This is a genomic window from Methylobacterium sp. CM6257 (genome assembly GCF_054611515.1).
This window is the reverse complement of the sequence record NZ_CM137735.1, coordinates 5,862,758-5,886,517: the sequence shown is the minus strand read 5'-3', so window position 1 is coordinate 5,886,517 and position 23,760 is coordinate 5,862,758. Positions and strand designations below refer to the sequence as shown.

At 70.0% G+C, this 23,760-nt stretch carries 22 protein-coding genes; 9 read left to right on the top strand and 13 right to left on the bottom strand.

Annotation, left to right across the window (positions count from 1 at the left end; translation table 11 throughout):
- Nucleotides 1-4: 4 nt before the first annotated feature.
- From ACYCO6_RS28635 to cpaB, 5 genes are read right to left on the bottom strand one after another with little or no spacing between them, the layout of a single operon-like run.
- Nucleotides 5-1,447 (bottom strand): CpaF family protein, encoded by a 1,443-nt coding sequence (locus ACYCO6_RS28635; protein ID WP_459765668.1) that lies wholly within the window; start codon nucleotides 1,445-1,447, stop codon nucleotides 5-7.
- Nucleotides 1,448-1,504: 57 nt separating this feature from the next.
- Nucleotides 1,505-2,749, bottom strand: coding sequence for an AAA family ATPase (locus ACYCO6_RS28630; RefSeq protein ID WP_459765666.1), 1,245 nt, complete (start codon nucleotides 2,747-2,749; stop codon nucleotides 1,505-1,507).
- A gap of 57 nt (nucleotides 2,750-2,806) precedes the next feature.
- Nucleotides 2,807-3,550, bottom strand: a complete 744-nt coding sequence (locus ACYCO6_RS28625; protein WP_459765664.1) for a CpaD family pilus assembly protein — start codon at nucleotides 3,548-3,550, stop codon at nucleotides 2,807-2,809.
- A gap of 41 nt (nucleotides 3,551-3,591) precedes the next feature.
- Nucleotides 3,592-5,121, bottom strand: a complete 1,530-nt coding sequence (locus ACYCO6_RS28620) for a type II and III secretion system protein family protein (protein ID WP_459765662.1) — start codon at nucleotides 5,119-5,121, stop codon at nucleotides 3,592-3,594.
- Nucleotides 5,122-5,126: 5 nt separating this feature from the next.
- Complete coding sequence (gene cpaB / locus ACYCO6_RS28615; RefSeq protein WP_459765660.1) at nucleotides 5,127-5,942, bottom strand: Flp pilus assembly protein CpaB; 816 nt, start codon at nucleotides 5,940-5,942, stop codon at nucleotides 5,127-5,129.
- 261 nt (nucleotides 5,943-6,203) lie between these two features.
- Between cpaB and ACYCO6_RS28610 the strand changes: the two genes are divergently transcribed.
- Nucleotides 6,204-7,448, top strand: a complete 1,245-nt coding sequence (locus tag ACYCO6_RS28610; RefSeq protein WP_459765658.1) for an ABC transporter substrate-binding protein — start codon at nucleotides 6,204-6,206, stop codon at nucleotides 7,446-7,448.
- 140 nt (nucleotides 7,449-7,588) lie between these two features.
- Here the strand turns inward: ACYCO6_RS28610 and ACYCO6_RS28605 are convergent, their stop codons facing one another.
- Entirely contained in the window at nucleotides 7,589-8,752 is a 1,164-nt protein-coding gene (locus tag ACYCO6_RS28605) for an iron-containing alcohol dehydrogenase (protein ID WP_459765656.1), read from the bottom strand.
- 87 nt (nucleotides 8,753-8,839) lie between these two features.
- Nucleotides 8,840-9,751, bottom strand: a complete 912-nt coding sequence (locus ACYCO6_RS28600) for a LysR family transcriptional regulator (protein ID WP_459765654.1) — start codon at nucleotides 9,749-9,751, stop codon at nucleotides 8,840-8,842.
- A 116-nt stretch (nucleotides 9,752-9,867) separates the two neighbouring features.
- Between ACYCO6_RS28600 and ACYCO6_RS28595 the strand changes: the two genes are divergently transcribed.
- From ACYCO6_RS28595 to ACYCO6_RS28565, 7 genes are all read left to right on the top strand, one after another.
- Nucleotides 9,868-11,364, top strand: a complete 1,497-nt coding sequence (locus ACYCO6_RS28595; RefSeq protein WP_459765653.1) for a CoA-acylating methylmalonate-semialdehyde dehydrogenase — start codon at nucleotides 9,868-9,870, stop codon at nucleotides 11,362-11,364.
- A gap of 146 nt (nucleotides 11,365-11,510) precedes the next feature.
- Nucleotides 11,511-12,656 (top strand): isobutyryl-CoA dehydrogenase, encoded by a 1,146-nt coding sequence (locus tag ACYCO6_RS28590; RefSeq protein ID WP_459765652.1) that lies wholly within the window; start codon nucleotides 11,511-11,513, stop codon nucleotides 12,654-12,656.
- The gene (locus ACYCO6_RS28585; protein ID WP_459765651.1) at nucleotides 12,653-13,714 is read left to right on the top strand and encodes an enoyl-CoA hydratase/isomerase family protein; all 1,062 of its coding nucleotides are present in this window, start codon (nucleotides 12,653-12,655) and stop codon (nucleotides 13,712-13,714) included. The genes ACYCO6_RS28590 and ACYCO6_RS28585 overlap by 4 nt, the downstream gene beginning before the upstream one ends.
- Before the next feature lie 81 nt (nucleotides 13,715-13,795).
- Nucleotides 13,796-14,689, top strand: a complete 894-nt coding sequence (gene mmsB, locus ACYCO6_RS28580; RefSeq protein ID WP_459765649.1) for a 3-hydroxyisobutyrate dehydrogenase — start codon at nucleotides 13,796-13,798, stop codon at nucleotides 14,687-14,689.
- Entirely contained in the window at nucleotides 14,686-15,465 is a 780-nt protein-coding gene (locus tag ACYCO6_RS28575) for an enoyl-CoA hydratase (RefSeq protein ID WP_459765647.1), read from the top strand. Before mmsB ends, ACYCO6_RS28575 begins: the two co-directional genes overlap by 4 nt.
- 72 nt (nucleotides 15,466-15,537) lie before the next feature.
- A complete protein-coding gene (locus tag ACYCO6_RS28570) occupies nucleotides 15,538-17,271 on the top strand; it encodes an AMP-binding protein (RefSeq protein WP_459765645.1) in 1,734 nt (577 codons plus the stop codon).
- A 294-nt stretch (nucleotides 17,272-17,565) separates the two neighbouring features.
- Nucleotides 17,566-18,198, top strand: coding sequence for a transglutaminase-like cysteine peptidase (locus tag ACYCO6_RS28565; protein ID WP_459765643.1), 633 nt, complete (start codon nucleotides 17,566-17,568; stop codon nucleotides 18,196-18,198).
- A gap of 126 nt (nucleotides 18,199-18,324) precedes the next feature.
- On the opposite strand, the gene ACYCO6_RS28560 is transcribed toward ACYCO6_RS28565, so the two are convergent.
- Nucleotides 18,325-18,582 (bottom strand): hypothetical protein, encoded by a 258-nt coding sequence (locus tag ACYCO6_RS28560; protein WP_459765641.1) that lies wholly within the window; start codon nucleotides 18,580-18,582, stop codon nucleotides 18,325-18,327.
- Between the two features lie 324 nt (nucleotides 18,583-18,906).
- Here ACYCO6_RS28560 and ACYCO6_RS28555 point away from each other — a divergent pair, with 324 nt between their 5' ends.
- Nucleotides 18,907-19,614, top strand: a complete 708-nt coding sequence (locus tag ACYCO6_RS28555; RefSeq protein WP_459765639.1) for a transglutaminase-like cysteine peptidase — start codon at nucleotides 18,907-18,909, stop codon at nucleotides 19,612-19,614.
- A 9-nt stretch (nucleotides 19,615-19,623) separates the two neighbouring features.
- Here the strand turns inward: ACYCO6_RS28555 and ACYCO6_RS28550 are convergent, their stop codons facing one another.
- From ACYCO6_RS28550 to ACYCO6_RS28530, 5 genes are all read right to left on the bottom strand, one after another.
- Nucleotides 19,624-19,953, bottom strand: a complete 330-nt coding sequence (locus ACYCO6_RS28550; protein ID WP_459765637.1) for a DUF6949 family protein — start codon at nucleotides 19,951-19,953, stop codon at nucleotides 19,624-19,626.
- 145 nt (nucleotides 19,954-20,098) lie between these two features.
- Nucleotides 20,099-20,314, bottom strand: coding sequence for a DUF3126 family protein (locus ACYCO6_RS28545; RefSeq protein WP_459765635.1), 216 nt, complete (start codon nucleotides 20,312-20,314; stop codon nucleotides 20,099-20,101).
- Between the two features lie 113 nt (nucleotides 20,315-20,427).
- Nucleotides 20,428-21,279 (bottom strand): serine O-acetyltransferase, encoded by an 852-nt coding sequence (gene cysE, locus ACYCO6_RS28540; RefSeq protein ID WP_459765633.1) that lies wholly within the window; start codon nucleotides 21,277-21,279, stop codon nucleotides 20,428-20,430.
- Between the two features lie 242 nt (nucleotides 21,280-21,521).
- Entirely contained in the window at nucleotides 21,522-22,406 is an 885-nt protein-coding gene (locus tag ACYCO6_RS28535; RefSeq protein WP_459765631.1) for a helix-turn-helix transcriptional regulator, read from the bottom strand.
- Between the two features lie 345 nt (nucleotides 22,407-22,751).
- Nucleotides 22,752-23,705 carry a lytic transglycosylase domain-containing protein gene (locus ACYCO6_RS28530; protein ID WP_459765629.1) on the bottom strand — a complete coding sequence of 318 codons (954 nt, stop codon included), beginning with the start codon at nucleotides 23,703-23,705 and terminating at the stop codon, nucleotides 22,752-22,754.
- Between the last annotated feature and the right edge of the window lie 55 nt (nucleotides 23,706-23,760).

Here is a 23,760-nt window from a genome sequence, read left to right as displayed (position 1 = left end):
CAGGTCAGGCCCTGTCGACCACTTCGGCGGCGTCGAGCGCCTCGCCGAGCTTGCGCTCCAGGCCGTAATAGCGGGCGCGCTCCCAGAATTTCGGCCGGCCGACGCCGGTCGACCGGTGGCGCCCGACGAGCTTGCCGTTCGCGTCCTCGCCGATGATGTCGTAAAGGAAGATGTCCTGCGTGGTGATGACCTCGCCCTCCATCCCGAGCACCTCGGTGATATGGGTGATGCGTCGCGAGCCGTCGCGCAGGCGCATGGCCTGGATCACCACGTCGATCGAGCCGCAGATCATCTCGCGCAGGGTCTTCGAGGGCAGCGAGAAGCCGCCCATCGAGATCATCGACTCGATACGCGACAGGCACTCGCGCGGGCTGTTGGCGTGGAGCGTCCCCATCGAGCCGTCGTGGCCGGTGTTCATCGCCTGAAGCAGGTCGAAGGCCTCGGGTCCGCGCACCTCGCCCACGATGATCCGCTCCGGACGCATACGCAGGCAGTTCTTGACGAGGTCGCGCATGGTGACCTGGCCCTGGCCCTCCATGTTGGGGGGGCGCGTCTCCAGGCGGACCACGTGGGGCTGCTGGAGCTGAAGCTCGGCCGCGTCCTCGCAGGTGATGACCCGCTCGTCGTGCTCGATGAAGGCGGTGAGGCAGTTGAGCAGCGTCGTCTTGCCGGAGCCGGTGCCGCCGGAGATCACCACGTTGCAGCGCGACTGGCCGATGATCTTCAGGACCTCGGCCCCTTCCGGCGAGATTGCCCCGAAGCGCACGAGCTGCTCCAGGGTCAGCTTGTCCTTCTTGAACTTGCGGATGGTGAGCGCCGGGCCGTCGATGGCGAGCGGTGGCGCGATCACGTTGACGCGGGAGCCGTCGGGCAGGCGCGCGTCGCAGATCGGCGAGGCGTCATCGACGCGCCGGCCCACCTGGCTGACGATCCGCTGGCAGATGTTCATCAGCTGCTGGTTGTCGCGAAACCGCACGCTGGTCAGCTGGATCTTGCCGCCAACCTCGATGAAGGTCCGGTTGGCGCCGTTGACCATGATGTCGGCGATGTCGTCGCGGGCGAGCAGCGGCTCCAGCGGGCCGTAGCCCAGCACGTCGTTGCAGATGTCGTCGAGCAGCTCCTCCTGCTCGGCGATCGACAGGACGATGTTCTTGAGCCCGATGATCTCCGTGACGATGTCGCGGATCTCCTCGCGCGCGGTCTCGGCGTCGAGGCGCGAGAGCTGCGTGAGGTCGATCGCCTCGATCAGCGCCCCGAAGATCAGGCTCTTCGTGCGGTAATAGTCCTCGGAGCGCGCGGTCTTGACGATCACCGGGGTGGTTGGTTCCGGGCGCTTGGCCGGAGCCGCGGAGTCGCGCGCGATCGGGGCGGCCGGCGTCGCCGCCCGCGGCTGCGGGACCGGCGGCGGGGGCGCCGACGCGGTTCCGGACTGTCGCCTACCGAACATGGGCCAGATCCTGGGCGCTGTCCTGCGGAAGCTTCCGGGCGGTGCTCCCCGCCCGCATCACGAACCCTTGCGGCCGGCGAGCTTGGCGAGCAGCGGCTCCAGCAGGCTCGGGCGTCCGCGGCGGTTCTCCGGACGCCCCAGGGTCACCGCCGCCAGATCGTTGAACAGCTCCGCCACCTTCGATCCCGCCTGGATCTCGGCGATCATCTGGCCGTTGTTGGCGGCGGTGCCGAACAGGGTCGGCTCGAACGGGATGGTGAGGGCGATCGGAGCCTCCAGGGCCTTGGAGAACTCGGTGGTCCCGATCTCGGGTCGCTTCGGAACGCCGATCCCGTTCAGCAGGATGCGGGGCGGCTGGTCGTTCGGGCGCCCGTGCTTGAGCGCGCCGAGCAGGTTCTTGGTGTTGCGCAGGCAGGCGAGGTCGGGACCCGCCACGATCAGGATCTCGTCGGCCGCCGCGAGGACGCGCTTCGACCACGCGGTCCACTGGTGCGGAATATCGAGAACCACGCAGGGCACGCTTGCCCGCAGATACTCGATCAGCGCGTCGAAGGCCGGCTCCGACAGGTCGATGGTCCGGTCGAGGCTCGCCGGCGCCGAGAGCAGGCTCAGGTTGTCGCTGCACTTGGACAGCAGCCGCTCGACCAGGGCCGAGTCGAGACGCTCGGGGGCGAAGACCGCCTCGGCGATGCCCTGTGGCGGATCCTGATTGAAGTTGAGCGAGGCCGTGCCGAAGGCGATGTCGAGATCGGCGATGACCGTCTGGACGCCCTGGCTTCGGGCCACCGACCACGCAAAGTTGTGCGCCACCGTCGAGGCACCGATACCGCCCTTCACACCGTAGACCGCCACCGTGCGCCCCACCGGCTTCACGCCCGGCGCCGTGAACAGGTCGGAGATCGCCGCGATCAGGGTCAGCGGCTCCACCGGCGCCATCAGGTAGTCGGACACCCCGCGCTGGATCAGCTGCCGATAGAGCGTCACATCGTTGAGGTGGCCGATCACCAAGACCCGGGTGCCCTCGTCGCAGACCTCCGCCAGGGCGTCGAGGCACTCGATCGGCTTCGAGCGCACCCCTTGCGTCTCGATGACGATGACGTTGGGCGTCGGCGCGTGGCGGTAAGCCTCGATCGCGGCGGCGCCGCCGCCCATCCGGACCTTGACCTGCGCCTTGTGCATGCGCCGGTCGAGGGCGGCGCCCTCGATCATCGCGGCGGTCTCGCTGGTCTCGCAGAACGCCTGGATGGTGATCCGGGGCACCGGGGCGATCGTGCGCTCGGTTGTCTCGGACAGGTCTGCCATGACGGCGCTTTCGGGTTCGCGTTCGGGTCGCGGCGTTGGGGCCGGGACGAGGCGGTTCTAGTTGCCGACCTGGGACTTGACGGCTGTCTGACCATCTTGCCGCCATGTGGTTGACGGATCCTTGCCATCCCGCAACTGGCCGATGTCCCGCACCCGTTTGACCGTATCGATGCGGCCCTCGGGCCGGCCGCGCACGAGGTCGACCGGATCCGCGACCTGGGCGGCCACATTGGCCTGCATGGCGCAGCCCAGGTTCCAGCTCGGCCGGTTGCTGTAATCGAAGGCGAAGCTGCTGGTCCCGAGGTCCTGGGGCCAAAGGCCGCACTGGTCGGCCACCTTGGCCTGCATGCGCTGGAAGCTCAGACGGATCGGCGCGGCGAGGCTCGGCGCCGTCACGCCGTAGCCGGTCACCGCGATCTCGCGGGCACCCACGCCGTTCCGGATGCCGCGCTGGCCCAGCGCCGCCTCCGTCCGCGCCAAGGCCGCCGCCTGACTCGGCGGCACGCCCCTGGGTACTTCCATCAGGAGGACGCCCCGGCCATAGCGGCGGTATTCCAGCATGAAGGCATCGACATCGGCGGTCTGGCGTGGGTCGAGATGGCCGATCCCTGTGGGGAACACGTCGAGGCTTCGTGTGCCATCGGCCAGCACGATCGGGTGCCGCGCGCGGTAATCCGTCACGTCGATCCCCCCGGTGGTGGCGGGGTCGCCCTTGCAGGCGGTCGCCAGGGCGCCGAGCGCACAGGCGGCTAGCAGATTCCTGGCGCGGCGGGGCAAGGCGGGCGGGTGAGGTCCGGTCATGGGTCCGATCCTGGAGCGAGGCGGGGCGGCCACGCGGGGCGCTACTCGACGATGAAGCCGACGCGACCGCGATACGTGCGCGCGAGCGGGGCCGCGCCGACCGTGCCGTAGAGACGGTTGATCTGGCCGAGCAGCACGGCCTGCCCGTCGGTGGAATCGACGAAGTTGTCGTCCGGCCGGCTCGCCTGCTTCGGCTCCATCGCCCGGGCGATGTAAGGGGTGCACATGATCATCAGCTCGGTCTCTTGGCGCTGATAGTCCCGGGAGCGGAACAGGGCGCCGAGGACCGGCAGGTTGATCAGGCCGGGCAGGCCGCTGATCGCCTGCTTGTTCACCTGCTGGATCAGGCCGGCGGTCATCATCACGCCGCCCGAGGGCAGCTCGACGGTTGTCTCGGAGCGGCGCACCCGGGTTCCCGGCACCGCGACCGTGTTGTTGCCGACGACGTAGTTGAAGCTCTGCTGCGGATCGATCTCCGTCACGTCCGTGGCGACGCGGATGGAGATCCGGTTGTCGGCCAGCACCACGGGGGTGAACGACAGGGCGACGCCGTAGGGCTTGTAGGTGATCCCGGGGGTGCACAGGCCGCCGACCGCGCACGAGGCCGAGGACGGCACCGGGAACTCGCCGCCGGCCAGGAACTTCGCCGCCTCTCCGGAGATGGCGGTGAGCGTCGGCTCGGCCAGGATGCGCGAGACGCCCGCCTGCTCGAAGGCCTTCAGGGTCGCCTGCAGCGAGAAGCCTCCCGCCTTCACGGAGGCCTGGAGCTGGTTGCCGTTGGGGAAATTCGTGTTGATCGGGAACGGCAGGTTGTTGCTCAGCGCGGGCGAGGTCGCGGAACCGAGGGGGTTCAGCGCCGTCCAGTTGCCGGTCATGTTGATCCCGAACTGCTTCAGCACGCTGCGGGACACCTCCACCACGGTGACGCGGAGCATCACCTGGTCCTTGTTGCGGATCGTGAGGTTGTTGATCACCGCGCCCCGCGCGCCGGCCGCAACGCCGCCGCTCGGCGCCCCCGAGGCGGCGCCCGCGCTCCCGAGCCCGACGAAGGCGTTGGCGATGTCGATCGCCTGCTGGGCATCGGCCGAGGAGTTCACCGAACCCGACAGCAGCACCGAGGCACCGGACGAGCGCACGTCGAACCGCCCACCCGGGATGCTCTGGTTGAGCAGTTCGCGCAGCGTCCCGAGGTTCAGATCCCGGGCCACCGTCACGTCGAGGGCGGCGATCTGGCGGCCTTCGGCATCCATGATGAAGATCGAGGTCGCGCCGTCGGCCATGCCGATCACGAACACCTTGCGGGTCGAGCGGACCACGGCGTTGGCCACCGCCGGATTGGCGACGAAGACCTCCTTGGCGTCCCGCGGCAGGTCGATGATCACGGAGCGGCCGGCGGTCAGCTCGACCCGGCGGGTCGAGGCGGCCTCCGCGGAGCCGACCGTGAGCATCGGTGCGGGCCCGAGCGTCGGGCGATCCTGCGCGAAAGCCGGCCCATTCAGGGCGGCCACCAGGGCGAGGGCGCAGGCCGCCGGGCGGCGGGCCAGGCGGGCGTGGGGCAGCGGGGCGGTCATGGCGATCACGGCGTCTGCTGCCGCGCGACGCCGAAGCGCACTACGGTCAGGGCGGGTTCGGGCATCTGCGCCTGGGGCGCTTCGGCCTGCGGCAAGGTTTCGGGCGACTGCCCCGCATCCGCGAGGCTGCGCAGCGACAGGGAGAGGGCGCCCACCTTCTGGGCGAGCGCCAGGGTCTCGGCCTGGGCGGGCGTGACCGCGAGGGTCGCGGTCTCGCCGGTGACGACGTTGGTGCCGTTCTTCTCCTGGATCAGCTGACCGATCGCCAGGACGCGGATATCGGTCAGGATCGTCTGGGAGAGCTGGACGTCGCTGTTGTTGGCCCGCGAGTTGGCGTCGTCGCGGAACGTTCGGATCACGTCGACGCGGTCATTGGGCAGGATGAAGCCGCCGGCCGAGTTGGTGCCGCGGCTGTCGGTGACGATAGCGACCGCGCGCATCCCGGGCGGCAGGATCGCCGCCATGAATCCGCTCTCCGGGCGCACGAGCTTCTGCGCACGGATGGGCTCGCCCGCGAGAAATCCCGAGCGGACCGAGGCGCCTACGGTCTCGTCCAGAGCCTTCGGATTGCTCTTGCGGGTCATGTAGCCCGCAGCCACGGCGCCGTCTGGCCAGGGCTGCCAGCGCAGGTCCGCGGCCCGCAGCACCTGGCCCATGGGCATGTCGGTGGCGGCCACGAGCACATCGGTCATCGGCGCCGGCGGCGCCTCGGCCTTCGGCGGCGGAGGCGGCGGAGGCGGATCGCCGCCGCTCATCAGGAAGGCCGCCCCGCTGCCCGCCGCGAGGGCGATGCCGAGGACGGCGAAACGGGCTGGTTTCATCGCTTGGACACGCGCCAGAGACGGCCGAGTTGCCGTCCATGAGCGGAACCTGCGCGGGCATTCGTGTAATTATGGTTAAGCTATTCTAACCTCGCCTCTCGCGGCCGATCCGGAAACGGGTCGCTTCCCGAGCATGCGTCACAATCTGCGAAATCCTTCAGCATCCGACCGACCTTGGCCGTGGCGCATCACCCGTTCGTGATCTATCCTGCCTCCGCAACCGCCCGAGAAGCGGATACTCGGACAAACCCGGGGGGAGACATGATCAGGACAATCGGCGGCGCGGTGCTGGCGGCCGCCCTTGCGGGGACGGCGCTCGGCTCCGCGCCGGCTGCCGCACAAGGCGGTGCTGCGGGCGCCTTCTCGGGCGACGCGGTGCGCATCGGCATTCTCAACGACCAGTCGGGCCTCTACGCCGAGTACGGCGGCCAGGGCTCGGTCGAGGCCGCCCGGATGGCGGTGGAGGATATGGGCGGCAAGATCGGCAGCGTGCCGATCGAGATCCTCTCGGCTGACCACCAGAACAAGCCCGACATCGCCTCGGCGATCGCCCGGCAATGGTACGACCGCGACGGCGTCGACGCGATCATGGAGCTGACCACCTCCTCGGTGGCGCTGGCGGTCCAGGGCCTGTCGAAGGAGAAAAAGAAGATCACCATCACCACCGGGGCGGCGACCAGCGACCTCACCGGCAAGGCCTGCACGCCCTACGGTTACCACTGGGCCTTCGACACGCGGGCGCTGGCCGTCGGCACCGGTGGCGCGCTGACCCGGGCGGGCGGAAAAACGTGGTTCTTCCTCACGGCCGACTACGCCTTCGGCTCGGCGCTGGAGGCCGATACGAGCCGGGTGGTGGAAGCCAATGGCGGCAAGGTGGTGGGCAGCGTCCGGCACCCGCTCTCGACCCAGGACTTCTCGTCGTTCCTGCTCCAGGCGCAGGGCTCGAAGGCCAAGGTGATCGGGCTCGCCAATGCCGGCCTCGACACCTCGAACGCGATCAAGCAGGCGGCCGAGTACGGCATCGTCGAGGGCGGCCAGAAGCTCGCGGCGCTGCTGTTCACCCTCTCAGAGGTGCACGGGCTCGGCCTCAAGGTGGCGCAGGGCCTGACGCTCACCGAGGGCTGGTACTGGGACGCCAACGACGAGACCCGGGCCTTCGGCCAGCGCTACATGAAGCGCACCGGCCGGATGCCCAACATGATCCAGGCCGGCACCTACTCGGCGGTCCTGTCCTACCTGAAGGCCGTCAAGGCCGCGGGCACCGACGAGACCGACGCGGTCAACGCCAAGCTCAAGGCGCTGCCGGTGGACGACGTCTTCGCCCATGGCGGGGTCGTGCAGCCCGACGGCCTCATGGTGCACGAAATGTACCTGTTCGAGGTCAAGAAGCCCGCTGAGTCGAAGGGCGAGTGGGACCTCTACCGGCTGATCTCGACCATCCCCGGCAAGGAGGCCTTCGCGTCCCCGGCCGAGAGCGGCTGCCCGCTGACGGCGGCGGCGAAGTAGGGCTCACACGAGCCTTCTCGTCATCGCGCGCAGCGCGGCGACCCAGGGTAGCGCGACATCGAAAGGTGTGACGCTGCCGGGTTGCTGCGCTGCGCGCGCAAAGATGGCGGCGGTCCCGAGCCTCCGCCCCGACGCTTGGCTTACCCTGCCCAGACGCGGCGGTAGAGCGCCACGATCTCGTCGGCGGTGGGCTCCACCGGGTTGTTGGCCGGGGAGCCGGAGGCGAGCGCTTGGGCCGCCATGGTGGGGAGCAGGGCCTCCCAGCGGGCCGGGTCGATCCCGTATTCCCGGGGGCCGGGCACATCGAGATCGTCGTTCAGCGCCTCGAGTTCCGATACCAGGGCCGACACCGCGGACCGGTCGTCGGTCTCTGGGCCGGCGATCATCATGGCGCGGGCGCAGGCGGCGTAGCGATCGATGGCGGCCGGCGCCGAGAAGGCCGTGACCGCCGGCAGCAGCATCGCGTTCGAGAGTCCGTGCGCCACATGGAAATGCGCGCCGATCGGCCGGCTCATGCCGTGCACCAGCGCCACGGAGGCATTCGAGAAGGCGATGCCCGCCTGCGTCGCGCCGAGCATCATCGCCTCGCGCGCCGCCCGGTCGCCGGGATCGGTCCAGACCCTTCGCAGGTTCGGGGCGATCAGCTTCATCGCCTGGAGCGCCAGCCCGTCCGAGAACAGGTTGGACTTACGCGAGACATAGGCCTCGATGGCGTGGGTGAGCGCGTCGATGCCGGTATCGGCGGTGAGCCGCTTGGGCTTGGTGAGCGTCAACTCGTAGTCGACGAGCGCCGCAACCGGCAGGTAGGCCAGCCCGATGCACAGCATCTTCTCATCGGCGGCTTCGTCCGTGACAATGGTGAAGCGGGTCGCCTCCGAGCCGGTGCCGGCGGTGGTCGGGATCGCCACGATCGGCAGGCCGGGCTCGTCCTGCTGGCGCGGCGCCTTGTAGTCGCGCATGTGGCCGCCGTGGCGGGCGAGCACCGCCACCGCCTTGGCGGTATCCATCGGGCTGCCGCCGCCGAAGCCGACCACGCAGTCGAAATCGCCCGCCTGGAGCGCCGCGAGGGCCGCCTCGACGGAGGCCACGGTCGGATCCGGTACGGTGTCGGCAAAGATCGTCGCACGGGCGCCCGCGTTGGTCAGCCGTTCGAGCAGCGTCTCGGTGCGGCCGCTGCCGGCGAGGTAGGGGTCGGTGACCACGAAGGGGCGCGACAGGCCGAGCTGGCCGAGCACCTCCGGCAGGAGCCGTGAGGCTCCGGCGCCGACGCGCATCAGCCGGGGCAGGGCGATCGAGGCGACCATGGCGTGTTCCTCCACCCGGTGCCGTTCCTGGTCTGCCGGGACCGCCCGATCTTAGGCCGTGCGGCTGCACGGCGAAACCGCCGACGCTTACACCGCCGGCCCCGCGAACAGCGCACCGGACGCCTTCACCTCTGCGGCGATGAACCCCGCCACGGCGCGGATATGGGCGGCTTTCCGGTGGTCCTCGTGGATGTGCATGTGGAACGAGCGCGTCAGCGAGACCGCTTCGGGCAGAACCGGCACCAGGCCGGGATGGGCCGCCGCAATGAAGGCCGGGAGGATGCACAGGCCCGCTCCGGCCAGGGTCGCGTAGACCTGGGCGAGGAGGTTCGTGGAGCGCAGCCGCGCCGCTATCGTGGGGCCCAACGCGCCGAGGTAGTTCAGCTCGTGGGTGAACAGCATGTCCTCGATGTAGCCGACGAAGGGATGGTTCGAGAAATCCGCGATGTCGGCGACCGGCGCTGCCCCGGCGAGATAGGAGCGAGCCCCATAGACGAACAGCCGGTAATCGGTGAGCCGGCGCGCCACCACCCGCGCCTGCTGCGGGCCGGACAGGCCGATCACAATGTCGGCCTCGCGCTTCGACAGGCTGAAGATCCGGGCTGTGGCCATGATCTCGACTTCCAGCCCCGGATGTCGGGCGGTGAGCCGGTGCATCCGGGGGGCGAGGAAGACGCTCCCGAACCCATCCGGCGCGCCGATCCGCACCGTACCTGACACGGTTTGGGCGCCCGCCTCGGTGACGGCGCTCGCCGAGAGGAACGCGCTCTCCATCGTCTCAGCGACGCCGAGCAGGTTCGCCCCGTCCTCGGTGAGCGCGTAGCCGAGGTTGCTCCTGTGGAACAGGCGGGCGCCGAGCCCCTCTTCCAGGGCTCGGATCCGCCGCCCGACGGTGGTGTGCTCGGTCCCGGTGCGCGCCCCGGCGGCGCTCAGGGTCCCGGTCCGCGCCACCGCGAGGAAGAAGCGGAGGTCGTCCCAGTTCGGACCGCTCCTGGCCATGCTCGCACTCCCGCTGTGCATCGATGCACAACGGCTGTAAGCGCGTCCGGCTTTATCGCTCAAGCGATCCTGATAGGGTGCGCCAAAATCAAACGGCACACGACAGGGAGGCGCGCATGCGCACGATCGGGCATTTCATCGGCGGACGGAACGTCGGCGGCGAGAGCGGGCGATTCGCCGACGTGTACCACCCCTCCACCGGCGAGGTTCAGGCCAAGGTCGCGCTGGCCAGCAAGGCCGAACTGCGCGCCGCGGTGGAGAATGCCAAGGCAGCCCAGCCGGCCTGGGCGGCGACCAATCCGCAGAAGCGCGCCCGGGTGATGATGCGCTTCCTGGAGCTCATCCGCGCCGAGAACGATTCGCTCGCCGAGTTGCTCGCCTCCGAGCACGGCAAGACCGTGCCGGACGCCAAGGGCGACATCCAGCGCGGCGTCGAGGTGGTGGAGTTCGCCTGCGGCATCCCGCACCTGCTCAAGGGCGAGTACACAGAAGGAGCGGGGCCGGGCATCGACGTCTACTCCCTGCGTCAGCCGCTGGGCGTGGTCGCCGGCATCACGCCGTTCAACTTCCCGGCCATGATCCCGCTGTGGAAATGCGCCCCGGCCATCGCCTGCGGCAACGCCTTCATCCTGAAGCCGTCCGAGCGCGACCCGAGCGTGCCGATCCGCATCGCCGAGATCTTTCTGGAGGCGGGCCTGCCGCCGGGTATCCTCAACGTCGTCAACGGCGACAAGGAGGCCGTCGACGCGATCCTCGACGATCAGGATATCGCGGCGGTGGGCTTCGTCGGCTCCTCGCACATCGCCGAGTACATCTACGTGCGCGCCGCCGAGACGGGGAAGCGCGCCCAGTGCTTCGGCGGCGCCAAGAACCACATGATCATCATGCCGGACGCCGATATGGGCCAGGCGGTCGATGCCCTGATCGGCGCCGGCTACGGCTCGGCCGGCGAGCGCTGCATGGCGATCTCGGTGGCGGTGCCGGTGGGCGAGAACACCGCCGACCGCCTGATGGAGCGGCTGATCCCGCGGGTCGAGTCGCTCAAGATCGGCCCGTCGCATGACGGCTCGGCCGATTACGGCCCGCTGGTGACCGCCGAGGCGGTGGAGCGCGTGAAGAGCTACATCGACAAGGGCGTGGCCGAGGGTGCCCACCTCGCGGTCGACGGCCGCGGCTTCAAGCTTCAGGGCTACGAGAACGGCTTCTACATGGGCGGCTCGCTGTTCGACCGCGTGACGCCCGACATGACGATCTACAAGGACGAGATCTTCGGGCCGGTGCTCTCGGTGGTCCGGGCCAGGGATTACGAGGAGGCGCTGGCGCTGCCCTCGACCCACCAGTACGGCAACGGCGTCGCGATCTTCACCCAGGACGGCGACGCGGCGCGGGACTTCACGTCGCGGGTCAATGTCGGCATGGTCGGCGTCAACGTGCCGATCCCGGTTCCGATCGCCTACCACACCTTCGGCGGCTGGAAGCGCTCCGGCTTCGGCGACCTGAACCAGCACGGGCCGGACTCAATCCGCTTCTACACCAAGACCAAGACCGTGACGCAGCGCTGGCCGAGCGGCATCAAGAGCGGGGCGGAGTTCTCGATCCCGACGATGCGTTAGACCGCGACAGCGTTACAGTGAAGCGCGGGCCCCCTCTCCCGTTCGGGAGAGGGGGCCGTCGCGCCTCGGGCAGACCGCGTGTGCACCGCGCCAGTCTGGGAGGAGCGAACGGCGCCAGGTTCGGCGATGAATCGGAGGGCAGGCCCATGCGTTTCGGGCTCGACGAGGACCGGACCGCGATCCGTGAGATGGCCCTCGGCTTCGCGGCCGAGCACGTCGCACCCCACGCCCTCGACTGGGACCGGGACAAGACGTTTCCCATCGAGACCCTGCGGGCGGCGGCCGCGCTCGGCATGGCCGGCATCTACGTCCGCGAGGATGTCGGCGGCTCGGGCCTCACGCGCCTCGACGCGACGCTGATCTTCGAGGCGCTCAGCACCGGTTGCCCGACCGTGGCGGCGTTCCTGTCGATTCACAACATGTGCGCCTGGATGATCGACGCCTACGGCGACGCCGATCAACGCCAGCGCTGGCTCCCGTCCCTGATGGGGATGGAGCGGATCGCCAGCTACTGTCTCACGGAGCCCGGCTCAGGCTCCGACGCTGCGGCCCTGCGCACCCGCGCCGAGCGGGACGGCGACCATTACGTGCTAACCGGCGAGAAGCAGTTCATCTCGGGCGCCGGCGCCAGCGACCTTTACATCTGCATGGTGCGCACCGGCGAGGCCGGCCCCGCGGGCATCTCGGCCTTGGTGGTGGAGAAGGGCACGCCCGGCCTCTCCTTCGGGGCCGACGAGCGCAAGATGGGCTGGAATGCCCAGCCGACCCGCGCCGTGCGCTTCGACGGATGCCGCGTGCCGGTGGCCAACCGCCTGGGCGCGGAGGGCCAGGGCTTCCGGATCGCCATGAGCGGCCTCGACGGCGGACGCCTTAACATCGCCGCCTGCTCGCTCGGCGGGGCGCAGGCAGCCCTCGACAAGGCGTTGGCCTACATGGGTGACCGGCGCGCCTTTGGGGCCCGCCTCACCGACTTCCAGGCGCTGCAGTTCCGGCTCGCCGACATGGCCACGAGCCTCGAAGTGTCGCGCACTTTCCTGCGCCACGCGGCGTCCGCGCTCGACGCCCAGGATCCCGCCGCCACGCAGCTCTGCGCCATGGCCAAGCGCCACGTCACGGACGCGGCCTTCGAGGTGGCGAACCAGGCTCTGCAACTGCATGGCGGCTACGGTTACCTCGCCGAGTACGGGGTGGAAAAGATCGTCCGCGACCTGCGCGTGCATCAGATCCTCGAAGGGACGAACGAGATCATGCGGCTGATCATCGCCCGCGCGCTGACGGGGGGGCGCCGATGACGGACGTGATCGTCGAGCGGACCGGTGCCCTGGGGCGCCTGCGCCTCGACCGGCCGAAGGCCCTGAACGCGCTGACCCACGGCATGGTGCGGGAGATCGACAAGGCCCTCGATAAATTCTCCGCAGACCCCGGCATCGCGGCGGTGCTGCTGACCGGCGAGGGCGAGCGCGGGCTGTGTGCGGGTGGCGACCTCCGGAGCCTGTACGAAAGCCAGGGCACCGCCTTCGCCGAGACCTTCTGGCGGGACGAGTACCGCCTCGATGCACGCGTCGCCGGCTACGAGAAGCCCTTCGTGGCGGTGATGGACGGCATCACCATGGGCGGCGGCGTCGGCCTCGCGGGCCACGCGGCCTACCGGGTTGTCACCGAGCGGTCGCGCATCGCCATGCCGGAGACCGGGATCGGCTACCTGCCCGATGTCGGCGGAACCTGGCTGCTGCCCCACGCGCCCGGCGAGATCGGCACCTATCTCGGGCTGACCGGCGAGCCGGTCGGTGCCGCCGACGCGATCCTGTGTAAGCTGGCCGACGCGTTCGTGCCGGCCGCGGCGCTGCCCGATATGATCGCCGCGCTCTCGGCTCTCGACCCGGATGCAGAGGACGAGGGCGTGCGGGACGTGATCACGCGCCTCGCCAGGGACCCGGGCCCGGCGCCACTGGCGGCCCACCGGGCATTCATCGACCGCTGCTTCGCCTTCGACATGGTGGACGAGATCCTGTCCGCCCTCGACGCGGACGGCTCGGATTTCGCGGCTACGACCCGGAAGACGCTGCTGACCAAGGCCCCGTCGAGCCTCGTCCTCACCCTCTGCCTGCTGCGCCTCGGCCGCGGTGCACCGAACCTGGAGGCCTGCCTTGAGCGGGAGTTCCACGCCTCTCTGGCGCTCCTGGCGGAGGGCGATTTCCGCGAGGGCATCCGCGCCGCGGTGATCGACAAGGACAAGAGCCCGCGCTGGAACCCGCCGACCCTCGCGGCGGTCGATCCCGCCCGGATCGCCCGCTGGCTCGAGAAGCGGGCGGCGCCGGTTTTTCCGGTGTCGCGGACGGCGGCGGTCTGAGGAGGCGCCGTCTTTGTCCATTCGCACCTCAGGATGAGGGCGCGGGTGGGACGGACGAGAGAAGACAACGGGAGGAGTGGGATGGCGCAGACCATCGGGTTCATCGGTCTCGGCAATATGGGCGGGCCGATGGCGGCCAATCTCGTGCGGGCCGGCCACACCGTGCGCGGGTTCGATCTGGTGCCGGCCTCGCTCGAAGCCGCCCGCGCCGAGGGGATCGCGGTGGCGGGCTCGGCCCTGGAGGCGGTCGAGGGAGCCGAAGTCGTGATCACCATGCTGCCCGCCGGGCGGCACGTGGTGGAGGTCTGGACGCAACTCGCGGCCGCGCTGCCCGCCGGCACGCTGATGATCGATTCTTCCACGGTAGACGTCGAGAGCGCCCGCAAGGCCCACGGTCTCGCCGAGGCGCGAGGCTGCCTGTCGATCGACGCGCCGGTTTCCGGCGGGACCGGCGGCGCCAGGGCCGGGACGCTGACCTTCATGGCCGGCGGCGCCGAGGCGGCCTTCGCGAAGGCCGAGCCGCTCCTGAAGGCGATGGGCAAGAACGTGTTCCATTGCGGCGCGGCCGGGGCGGGACAGGCAGCCAAGATCTGCAACAACATGATCCTCGGCATCTCGATGATCGGCGTCAGCGAGGCCTTCGCGCTGGGCGAGAAGCTCGGCCTGTCGCACCAGTCGCTCTACGACGTGGCCTCGGTCTCCTCGGGCCAGTGCTGGTCGTTGACCACCTACTGCCCGGTGCCCGGCCCGGTGCCGACCTCGCCGGCCAATTCCGGCTACAAGCCGGGCTTCGCCGCCGCTCTGATGCTCAAGGACCTCCGGCTCGCTCAAGCTGCCGCCCTCGCGACGGGCGCCGCGACGCCGCTCGGTGCGGAGGCTGCACAGATCTACGGGCTGTTCGAGAGCGCCGGTCACGGGGGAGAGGACTTTTCCGCGATCATCCGTATGCTCCGGGGGCACGGAGGCGAGTCGTGACCGACGCGTACGAGACGATCCTGACGGAGACGCGCGGGCGCGTCCTGCTCATCACCCTGAACCGCCCGAAGGCGCTCAACGCCATCAACGCGCAGCTCACCCGCGAGGTAATCCGTGCGGCGACCGCGGCGGATGCCGATCCGGCGATCGGCTGCATCGTCCTCACCGGCTCGGCAAAGGCCTTTGCGGCCGGCGCTGACATCAAGGAGATGCAGCACGCCACCTATGCCGAGATGTATGGCGGCGACCGATTCGCCGACTGGGACCGGTTCACGGCCGTGCGCAAGCCGATCATCGCCGCGGTCGCGGGCTACGCGCTGGGCGGCGGCTGCGAGCTTGCAATGATGTGCGACATCATCCTGGCCGCCGACACGGCGCAGTTCGGCCAGCCCGAGATCAAGCTCGGCGTCATGCCGGGGATCGGCGGCAGCCAGCGGCTCACCCGGTTCGTCGGCAAGGCGAAGGCCATGGAGATGTGCCTGACCGGCCGGATGATGGACGCGGCCGAAGCCGAGCGCGCCGGCCTCGTCTCGCGGGTGATCGCCGCCGACCAACTCCTCGACGAGGCGATGAAGGCCGCCGAGACGATCGCGTCGATGTCGCTGCCGATCGCCATGATGACCAAGGAGGCGGTCAACCGCTCCTACGAGACCACCCTCGCCGAGGGCATCCGCTTCGAGCGGCGGGTCTTCCACGCGATGTTCGCCACCAAGGACCAGAAGGAGGGCATGGCCGCCTTCGTGGAGAAGCGGCCGCCGCGGTTCGAGAACACCTGACCGCAGCCATTCCCTTCCGGGGAAGGGGACGGACAGGGGCGGGACGCAGACGACAAACGACGGGAAACAATCATGCCGAGCTTCCGGGAGGCCCGCGACCTTCTGCTGGCCCACCGCACCGATTACGCCGCCGCCGTCGCGGCCTTCGCGTGGCCGGATCCGGTGCCGTTCAACTGGGCGCTCGACTGGTTCGACGCGGTGCTCGCGGGTCCCGAGAGCCGCGACCGCGCCGCGCTCCGGATCGTCGAGGCGGGCAGCGGCGCCGAGCAGAGCTTCACGTTCGGGCAGCTCGCCGCGCGCTCCAACCGCGTCGCCAACCACCTGCGGCGGCTCGGCCTGAAGCGCGGCGACCACCTGCTCCTGCTGCTGGGCAACGTCCCGGCCCTGTGGGAGACCATGCTGGCGGCGATGAAGCTCGGGGCCGTCGTCATCCCGGCGACCACCTTGCTCACCGCCGACGAGCTCTCCGACCGCCTCGCCCGCGGGCGCCCGCGCGCCATCGTGGCCGGGCCGGAGCAGATCGCCCGCTTCGCGGGCCTTGACACGGGCGGCGCCATCCGCCTCGTCACCGCGCCCGCGACGGAGGGCTGGTCGGCCTACGAGGACGGCTTCGCCGCGCCCGAGACCTTCGCGCCCGACGGGCCGACCGGGGCCGACGACCCGCTGCTCCTCTATTTCACCTCCGGCACGACGGCGAAGCCGAAGCTCGTGCGCCACAGCCACCGGTCCTACCCGGTGGGGGCACTCTCGACCATGTACTGGCTCGGGCTCCAGCCCGGGGACGTCCACTGCAACGTCTCCTCCCCGGGCTGGGCGAAGCACGCGTGGTCGTCGTTCTTCGCTCCCTGGAATGCGGGCGCCACGATCCTGGTGATCAACCAAGCGCCGTTCAACGCCGCAGCTCTGCTTGCCCAGCTGGAGCGCACCGGCGCTACCACGCTCTGCGCGCCGCCGACCGTCTGGCGGATGATCATCCAAGAGGATCTGACCGGCCGGACACTGGCGCTCCGGGAGGTCTGCGCCGCGGGTGAGCCCTTGAATCCCGAGGTGATCGAGCGGGTGAAGAGCGCCTGGGGCCTCACGATCCGCGACGGCTACGGCCAGACCGAGACCACGGCCCTGATGGCCAACACACCGGGCCAGCCGGTGGTGCCAGGCGCTCTGGGGCGGCCGCTTCCGGGCTACCGGGTGCGCGTCCTCGACCTGGACGGGCAGCCGGCGTCGGAGGGCGAGGTCTGCCTGGAACTCGGGGCGTACCGGCCCGCCGGCCTGATGCAGGGCTACGACGACGGCCAGGGCAACCTGTCCGGGGCGGACGGGGCGCTCTACCACACCGGCGACGTCGCTTTCGTGGACGGGGAGGGCTGCTATGCCTTCGTCGGCCGCGCCGATGACGTGTTCAAGTCGTCGGGCTACCGCATCAGCCCGTTCGAACTGGAGAGCGTCCTGATCGAGCATCCGGCGGTGGCCGAGGCGGCGGTGATTCCGGTGCCCGACCCGATGCGGCACACGATCCCGAAGGCCTATGTCTCCCTGGTGGCGGGCGCCTCGCCCGGTCCGGAGACGGCGCTCGACATCTTCCGCTTCACCAACGCCCGTCTGGCGACGTTCAAGCGCCTGCGGGGGCTCGAATTCGTTGCCGACCTGCCCAAGACTATCTCGGGCAAGATCCGCCGGGTGCAGCTGCGCCGCCTGGAGCACGAGGGCGTCACCGACGACCCGCATCGCGGCCGGGCCTACACGCAGGCGGATTTTCCGGAGCTGAAGGCCGAGGCGGAGCGCAAGCTCGACCAGACGGCGGGGTGAGCGGCGCTCCGGCGGCAACCCCTCGCCGCCCGCCGGGGTGCGCCATGGCGGATCAGCCTCGCCGGCATGGCGGCTGCGCCGCTCTCGAAAGGCTCCTCGAACCTTGAACGAACGCTCAAGGTTTCCGTTTTCCGAAGCCGAAGCCCCTGATTTACACGGCTTTTCAAGCCTCCCGTCGACGCTGTCGCGCGTCACCCGGCCCTGGCCGGCGAATCGATAAAATTGCACCCATCCGCTTCAGCGCCACGGAGGCTCTGCGGCGCAATCCTGGCTCCGACAAAGGGGACGGGTGCGATGAGCGCGGGGCTTCTCAGAACGGTTCGGGCGGTTGCGGCCGGTGCGGCGGCATTCCTCGGCCTTGCCGTTACCGCGCAGGCTCAGACGCTGGCGAGCCTTCCGACCGAGGCGGGCGCGAAGGTGCAGGGCGATGCCCGCCCGATCGCCGCCTGGGTGACGTTCTGCCAGAGCTACGCGGCCGAATGCGCGCTGGACCGGTCCGAGCCGGCGCGGATCAGCCTGACGCCGGCCACCTGGGCGGCGATCGTGTCGGTGAACCGGCGGGTGAACAAGGCGGTCGAGCCGATGACCGACCAGGATCACCTGCACGTGGCCGATCGCTGGGACCTGGCCGAGGACGGCATCGGCGATTGCGAGGACTTCCAGCTGCTCAAGCGCCACCTGCTGGCCGAGGCGGGCCTGCCGCGGCGGGCGATGCGCATGACCGTGGTGATCGACGAGAAGGGCGAGGGCCACGCGGTGCTGACCCTGCTCACCGACCGGGGCGATCTGGTCCTCGACAACAAGACCAGCGCGATCCTGCCCTGGCACAAGACCGGCTACGTGTTCATCAAGCGCGAGAGCCAGGACGCGGTCGCCTGGGTCTCGCTGGGCGGCGTCACCTCCCCGGTCACAACCGCAAACCGCTGAACGCCGCAATCGGGCGCCCCGCAGGACCGGGGCGCGCCGTCCCGCATCCGGGACCGCACCGAATCCGGCACGACCGGCGACCCATCAATCCCCGAAAAGATCCGGGCGCGCCGGATCGGCGTTCGATCAGGCCGCGCGGCTCAGCGAGGGCTGGGCGAGGCTGGCCACATACGCCTCCACCCGGCCGATGAAGGCGGCCAGATGGGGGGCGATGCCGCGGAGGCTGGCGAGATCCCGGACCAGGATGTCCCGGGACAGGGCCCTGTCGCCCTCGCTCGGAGCGCCGGCCAGATAGGCATCCACCGCGTGCTCCGCGATGTTGATTGCGCCGGCCCGGCCATCCTCGGCGAGCGCTCTGATCACCTGCTGGATGGCGGGCTGCATCAAGGTGTCCCTTTTCCTGGCTTGCGGTCCCAGTCCTGCACGGGACTGGCCGGGTTCTTGCGGCGCTGCTGGGCCCTTCGCGAATCTGAAGCAAGGGCCGCTTTGACAAGCCGGCAAAGCTCGCCCGAATCAAGGCCTTCCGGGCCGTTGCAGAGCGGGCATTCCCGTAGCGCATGCATTTCGCGGGAGATCTGCGGCTGCAACGCTCTCTTAAAAGGGAACTGATAGGGGACGTGGCGCGTTTGCTCGCCCCTCCCGACCCATTGTGCGTCGCAAATCGACGTGTCACCCTTCCGTCATCATCGGGCGGCGGGGACTTCAACCATGCGGCACGCAGATGGCGGTATCTCGTGTCAGGTGTTCGGCCCGCTGCAATGGCGAGGCTGGACCGAACCGGCGCGCCGGGCGCGCCAAATCGCGAGCTTCGCCCTCGTGGGTACGATCCTGACCCTGGGCGGGGCGACCACCCACGCCCATGCGCGCCTCGTCCTCCCGAACGAGGGAGCCGTCCCTGAGCCCACCGGCCCGGTGCGCCCCATTGCGGGCTGGACGGAGTTCTGCGCCCGGACGCCCCAGGAATGCGTCATCGACACGGCGGAGCCGGCCACGATCCCGCTGACCGTGGCGACCTGGCGGACGCTGCAGAGCGTCAACCGCCGGGTCAATGCCCGCATCCGTCCGATCACCGACCAAGCTCATTGGGGCGTCGTCGACCGCTGGGACTTCCCGGATGACGGGTCCGGCGACTGCGAGGATTATCAGCTGCTCAAGCGGCGGATGCTGGTGGAGCGCGGCCTGCCGCGGCGCGCCCTGCTGATGACCGTGGTGATCGACGAGACCAACGAGGGCCATGCGGTGCTGACTGTCCGCACGGATCGCGGCGACTTCATTCTCGACAACAAGACCGACGCGATCCGCCCTTGGCGACGCACCGGCTACAGCTTCATCAAGCGTGCCGGCCAGGACGGGCCGGCCTGGGTCTCCCTGGAGGGCAAGGACGGCACCGCCCAGGTGGCGACCGCCGAGCCCTGAAATCTCCGTTCAGGCTCCGACCAGCATCGCCGCGAGGTCGAGGGCGACACGGCCCGAGAGCAGGCTCCAGCCGCAGGCGATGGCGGTCGCCAGCATGACGAACGGCATCGGCCGGCCCTCGATCTTCCGGCCGCGTACGGTGTTGCGCAGGATGATGAACGGCGCCGAGAAAGCCAGCATCGGCAGAGCCGCCACGGCCGGCAGGCCGCCCCGCTCCAGCAGGCTGAAACTCGCCCGCCGCGCCGCGAACAGCTCGAAGGCGCTGGCGATCAGCCCGGAGAGCGCGAGGCCGATGCACAGGGTCCGGATCGATTCGAGGGCAGCGGGCGTGAGAACCATTATTCGCGCTCCTGTACAGGTCGCGCGCACTTTAGCCACGCCGTTTACCGGATGTTAAGCACTACCCTTGGTTAGCCTTAACCCGTGCACAGCCACGCGCTGGTGGAGTCAGACTCGCGGCACGGAGCGGTCGGACCTGCGTGCCTCAGGTGTCTTCCTCGAGGTCGATGTCCAGGATCGCCATCCGGAAGACGAAGGAATCGTCGCCGTCCTCCTTGTCGTCGGCGATCACGCCGATGGACTCGTCACCGATGAACACCTCGGCGGAGTCGCCGGTCTTCATTGCCATCAGGCGAATGTTGTTGTTCGCGAACTTACGGCGGAGATAATCCTGAAGCTTCGCGGTTTCGGCTTTGGTCACGCTGTCTGGTCTCCCTTGGCGGCGCTGGCGCCCCGATTGGGTGCTGGGCTTGCCACGCCTGCAGCGGAGCGGCAAGCGCGGCCGTGTGGGGCGGATCCGCGCCCCGCGCCCCGTCAGATCCCGTCGCCCAGGTGAATGAACTGGTCGAGGGCGACGAGCTGATCCATCGCCCGGGCCGGATCGTCGCAGCCGGCGGTGCCGACCACCCGGGCCGGTACGCCGACCACCGTGGTGTTGGGCGGCACCGGGCGCAGCACCACGGAGCCAGCCGCCACCCGGGCGCAGGCTCCGACCTCGATGTTGCCGAGGATCTTGGCGCCGGCCCCGATCATCACGCCGCGGCGGATCTTGGGGTGCCGGTCGCCACGCTGCTTGCCGGTGCCTCCGAGCGTCACCGCATGGAGGATCGACACATCGTCTTCGATCACCGCGGTCGAGCCGACCACGAGGCCGGTGGCGTGGTCGAGGAACACACCTCGGCCGATCCGCGCCGCCGGATGGATGTCGCACTGGAACACCTCCGAGACCCGACTCTGGAGGTAGAGGGCGAGATCGCGCCGCCCGCGGTTCCAGACATGATGGGCGAGCCGGTAGGCCTGGAGCGCGTGGAACCCCTTGAAGTACAGCACCGGCTCCAGCGCCCGCAGGGTCGCAGGATCGCGGTCGATCACCGCTCCGATGTCGGCGCGGAACGCCTGCCCGATCTCCGGATCGACCTGGATCGCCTCGTGGAAGGCGTGGGCGATCAGCTCGGCCGGGAGCGACGGGTGTCCGAGCCGGGCCGCGACCCGGTGGGAGACCGCGCCCTCCAGGGTGGCGTGGTTCAGGATCGTCGCGACGATGAAGGAGGCCAGTTGCGGCTCCGTGCGCAGCACGTCCTCGGCCTCCGCGCGCAGTCGCGACCAGACCGGGTCGAGAACCGCGAGGTCGTGGGCCTCGTGGGTGAAGGCTGGGCTTGCGCTCATGGGCGGATGCTCATGTCCGAGGCTCCGGGTTCGCTGTCCGCCGCTCCGGCGGCGGACGGGGCCCGTCGCCCGGCGGGCCGGACGGGACGCGGCGCTCCGCTGCGGGAACGGACGATTGGCCCCGCCAGCGCGAGGCCCTCCTCTGCCCCTAGCGTGGTGCGCTGCACCGCGCGGATCAAGGGGCCGCGCGGCGCTGAGGCTGCGTCGCGGGCATGGCTGTTGCCGGGCTGGAGCGGGCCGCGTCAGCCGGCCACCGGCACGGCCTGTCCGAACCGCGCCTCGATCGCCGCCGTTAGCCGGTCGAGCATCGTCTGCACCGGGATGTCGGAGGTATCCACGGTGGCGGGCGCCCGGGCGTAGAGCGGTTCCCGGCTCGCCAGCACGGCCCGCAGTTCCTGCATCGCCGAGGCATGGTCGCCGGTGATGGCGAGATGGCCCTGCTCGCGCACCCGGCTCATGTGCTCCTCGGGCTTCGCCCGCAGCCAGATCGTGTAGAAGGCCTGGAGCAGCAGGTCGAAGGTCAGGGGTTCGGCGACGATGCCGCCGCTGGTTGCCAGGATCAGTGGGCCGGGATGCTCGGTGAGGCGGCGCAGGGCCGCCTGTTCCAGCCGCCGGTAACCCTCCTGGCCATAGATCGCGAAGATCTCCTGTACCGAGAGCGCGTTCTCGCGCTCGATCTCGGCGTTCAGCTCCACGAAGGTCCAGCCCAGGCGCTCGGCCGCAAGCTTGCCGAGGGTCGACTTGCCGGCGCCGCGCAGCCCGATGAGCGCCACCCGCGGGCGGTTGCTCGATTCGGGCCGGCTGCCGCCGGAGAGAGCCTCCTTGGCGGCTGCGATCTGCGCCGGGGTCGCGTGGCTGAGGAGATCGCGCACCACCGGCCAGTCGGGCAGGGTGTCGTTGCCGGTGATCAGGTCATCCAGGCGAACGCCCATGGCATTGGCGACGCGCCGCAGCAGGATGATCGAGACGTTGCCCTGGCCGCCCTCGAGCTGCGCGATGTAGCGCTCGGACAGGCCCGAGGTCTGCGACAGGACCTTGCGCGAGAGCCCGCGCACGGTGCGCGCGTGCCTGACACGGCGCCCGAGGTCCGTGAGAAAGAGAGATTCCTGTTCCACCACGCCGGTCATGGCGCCGTCCGCTTTCCTGCCAGCTCGAAAGCAGAGTCCTTGCCCTGCATGTCTGCCGCTTCGAGATCAAATCGCACTTCGCGATCCCGGGCCGGGCAGCAAGGCTGCCCGAACATCCGCGCGAAGACCGGCGTGTCCTGCCCTGAGATCTGTCTTGTGCCGCCTGTATCCGGCCGCTTCGACCGGGCGCCGGTGCGTACCGGGCCGGCCCAACCACGTTGCTGGCGTGGGGCCTATGTGTTGCGGAACGCCCCGATGGTCAAGCCTTGGGCATGATCCTTATGTGGGCAGAAGCGCGGTATGCCCGGGCTGTCCGGATGCCCCGGAGGAGGTTCCATAGCGGCGCTACTCGACGGGCAGGGCTATGGCTTCCTGAACCGTCGCGCTGGCCGGTGCGCGCCGCGGCGCGGCGGCTGCGAGCATCTGGACGGACGGGCGACGGGGCGGCAGCGGCACTTCGACCGACTCGGCGGCCGGCGTCATCGGGGCCGGGGCGGTATCGGCCTGCGGCGAGAGGCGCAGCTCCGCTAACGCGGCCGGGGCCGCGGCCACGACGGTGCTGCCGAGGCCGGCGGGCCGGCGGGGCGGAAGGGGAACCTCCACGGCCTGGACCGGGGCCGCCTGCTCCGCCGGGACGGGGGCCGGGGCCGCGACGGAGGCGGCCGGCTCGATGGACAGGCTCGCGAGCTGCACGGTGCCGCCGCCGAGGGCGGCAGGCCGGCGCGGCGGCAGCGGCACCTCGACGGTCTCGATCGGTACCTCCGCGACCGCGGCGGCGGTCGGCGCGTAGGCCAGGGCCGAGGCGGCCGCAGACGTGCCGGGATTCGCTGCGCCGCCGCCGAACAGGCTCGCCAGGGCGCTCGCGGAGGCCGCCACCGGCGCCACCACCGAGGCGACCTCGGTGGAGATGCCCTGGCGCTTGGCGGCGTAATAGTAGCCGCGGTTGTAGTATTGATAAGCTTGGGTGAGGTTGCCCTGAGCCGTCCGGTAAGCGCCGGCAAGGTAGGCCACCCCGTAGCGCAGGTTGGTCGCCGGATCGAGGAGCCCCGCGGCGTCGCCGGTGTAGCCGAGGCTGCGCGCGGTGGCGTGCTTGATCTGCATGAGGCCCAGGGCGCTGCCGCCCTTCGCGTTCGGATTGTAGTTGCTCTCCCGCTTGACCACCGCGTGGACGAAGCTCGCGGGAACGCCGTTTGCCTTGGCCTGCTGCTCGATCAACGCGTCGATGTTGTCGCGCGCGGCCTGCCCGAAGGCGGCGGCGGGCACGACCGCGATGGCGGCTGCCAGGAGAAGGCGTTGCATTCCGAGACCCGGTGCTGCTTGTTCTGTGGTCAAGCTAGGTCGCGGGCAAATGAGG

Excerpts from the sequence above, each read along its gene's own strand:
- mmsB (WP_459765649.1), top strand. The coding sequence starts at position 13,796 with ATGGCGCAGACCATCGGGTTCATCGGTCTCGGCAATATGGGCGGGCCG.
- ACYCO6_RS28530 (WP_459765629.1), bottom strand. The coding sequence starts at position 23,705 with ATGCAACGCCTTCTCCTGGCAGCCGCCATCGCGGTCGTGCCCGCCGCC.
- ACYCO6_RS28555 (WP_459765639.1), top strand. The coding sequence starts at position 18,907 with ATGCGGCACGCAGATGGCGGTATCTCGTGTCAGGTGTTCGGCCCGCTG.
- ACYCO6_RS28625 (WP_459765664.1), bottom strand. The coding sequence starts at position 3,550 with ATGACCGGACCTCACCCGCCCGCCTTGCCCCGCCGCGCCAGGAATCTG.
- ACYCO6_RS28595 (WP_459765653.1), top strand. The coding sequence starts at position 9,868 with ATGCGCACGATCGGGCATTTCATCGGCGGACGGAACGTCGGCGGCGAG.
- ACYCO6_RS28605 (WP_459765656.1), bottom strand. The coding sequence starts at position 8,752 with ATGGTCGCCTCGATCGCCCTGCCCCGGCTGATGCGCGTCGGCGCCGGA.
- ACYCO6_RS28570 (WP_459765645.1), top strand. The coding sequence starts at position 15,538 with ATGCCGAGCTTCCGGGAGGCCCGCGACCTTCTGCTGGCCCACCGCACC.
- ACYCO6_RS28600 (WP_459765654.1), bottom strand. The coding sequence starts at position 9,751 with ATGGCCAGGAGCGGTCCGAACTGGGACGACCTCCGCTTCTTCCTCGCG.
- ACYCO6_RS28635 (WP_459765668.1), bottom strand. The coding sequence starts at position 1,447 with ATGTTCGGTAGGCGACAGTCCGGAACCGCGTCGGCGCCCCCGCCGCCG.
- cysE (WP_459765633.1), bottom strand. The coding sequence starts at position 21,279 with ATGAGCGCAAGCCCAGCCTTCACCCACGAGGCCCACGACCTCGCGGTT.
- ACYCO6_RS28610 (WP_459765658.1), top strand. The coding sequence starts at position 6,204 with ATGATCAGGACAATCGGCGGCGCGGTGCTGGCGGCCGCCCTTGCGGGG.
- ACYCO6_RS28590 (WP_459765652.1), top strand. The coding sequence starts at position 11,511 with ATGCGTTTCGGGCTCGACGAGGACCGGACCGCGATCCGTGAGATGGCC.
- ACYCO6_RS28585 (WP_459765651.1), top strand. The coding sequence starts at position 12,653 with ATGACGGACGTGATCGTCGAGCGGACCGGTGCCCTGGGGCGCCTGCGC.
- ACYCO6_RS28620 (WP_459765662.1), bottom strand. The coding sequence starts at position 5,121 with ATGACCGCCCCGCTGCCCCACGCCCGCCTGGCCCGCCGCCCGGCGGCC.
- ACYCO6_RS28560 (WP_459765641.1), bottom strand. The coding sequence starts at position 18,582 with ATGCAGCCCGCCATCCAGCAGGTGATCAGAGCGCTCGCCGAGGATGGC.
- ACYCO6_RS28550 (WP_459765637.1), bottom strand. The coding sequence starts at position 19,953 with ATGGTTCTCACGCCCGCTGCCCTCGAATCGATCCGGACCCTGTGCATC.
- ACYCO6_RS28630 (WP_459765666.1), bottom strand. The coding sequence starts at position 2,749 with ATGGCAGACCTGTCCGAGACAACCGAGCGCACGATCGCCCCGGTGCCC.
- cpaB (WP_459765660.1), bottom strand. The coding sequence starts at position 5,942 with ATGAAACCAGCCCGTTTCGCCGTCCTCGGCATCGCCCTCGCGGCGGGC.
- ACYCO6_RS28535 (WP_459765631.1), bottom strand. The coding sequence starts at position 22,406 with ATGACCGGCGTGGTGGAACAGGAATCTCTCTTTCTCACGGACCTCGGG.
- ACYCO6_RS28565 (WP_459765643.1), top strand. The coding sequence starts at position 17,566 with ATGAGCGCGGGGCTTCTCAGAACGGTTCGGGCGGTTGCGGCCGGTGCG.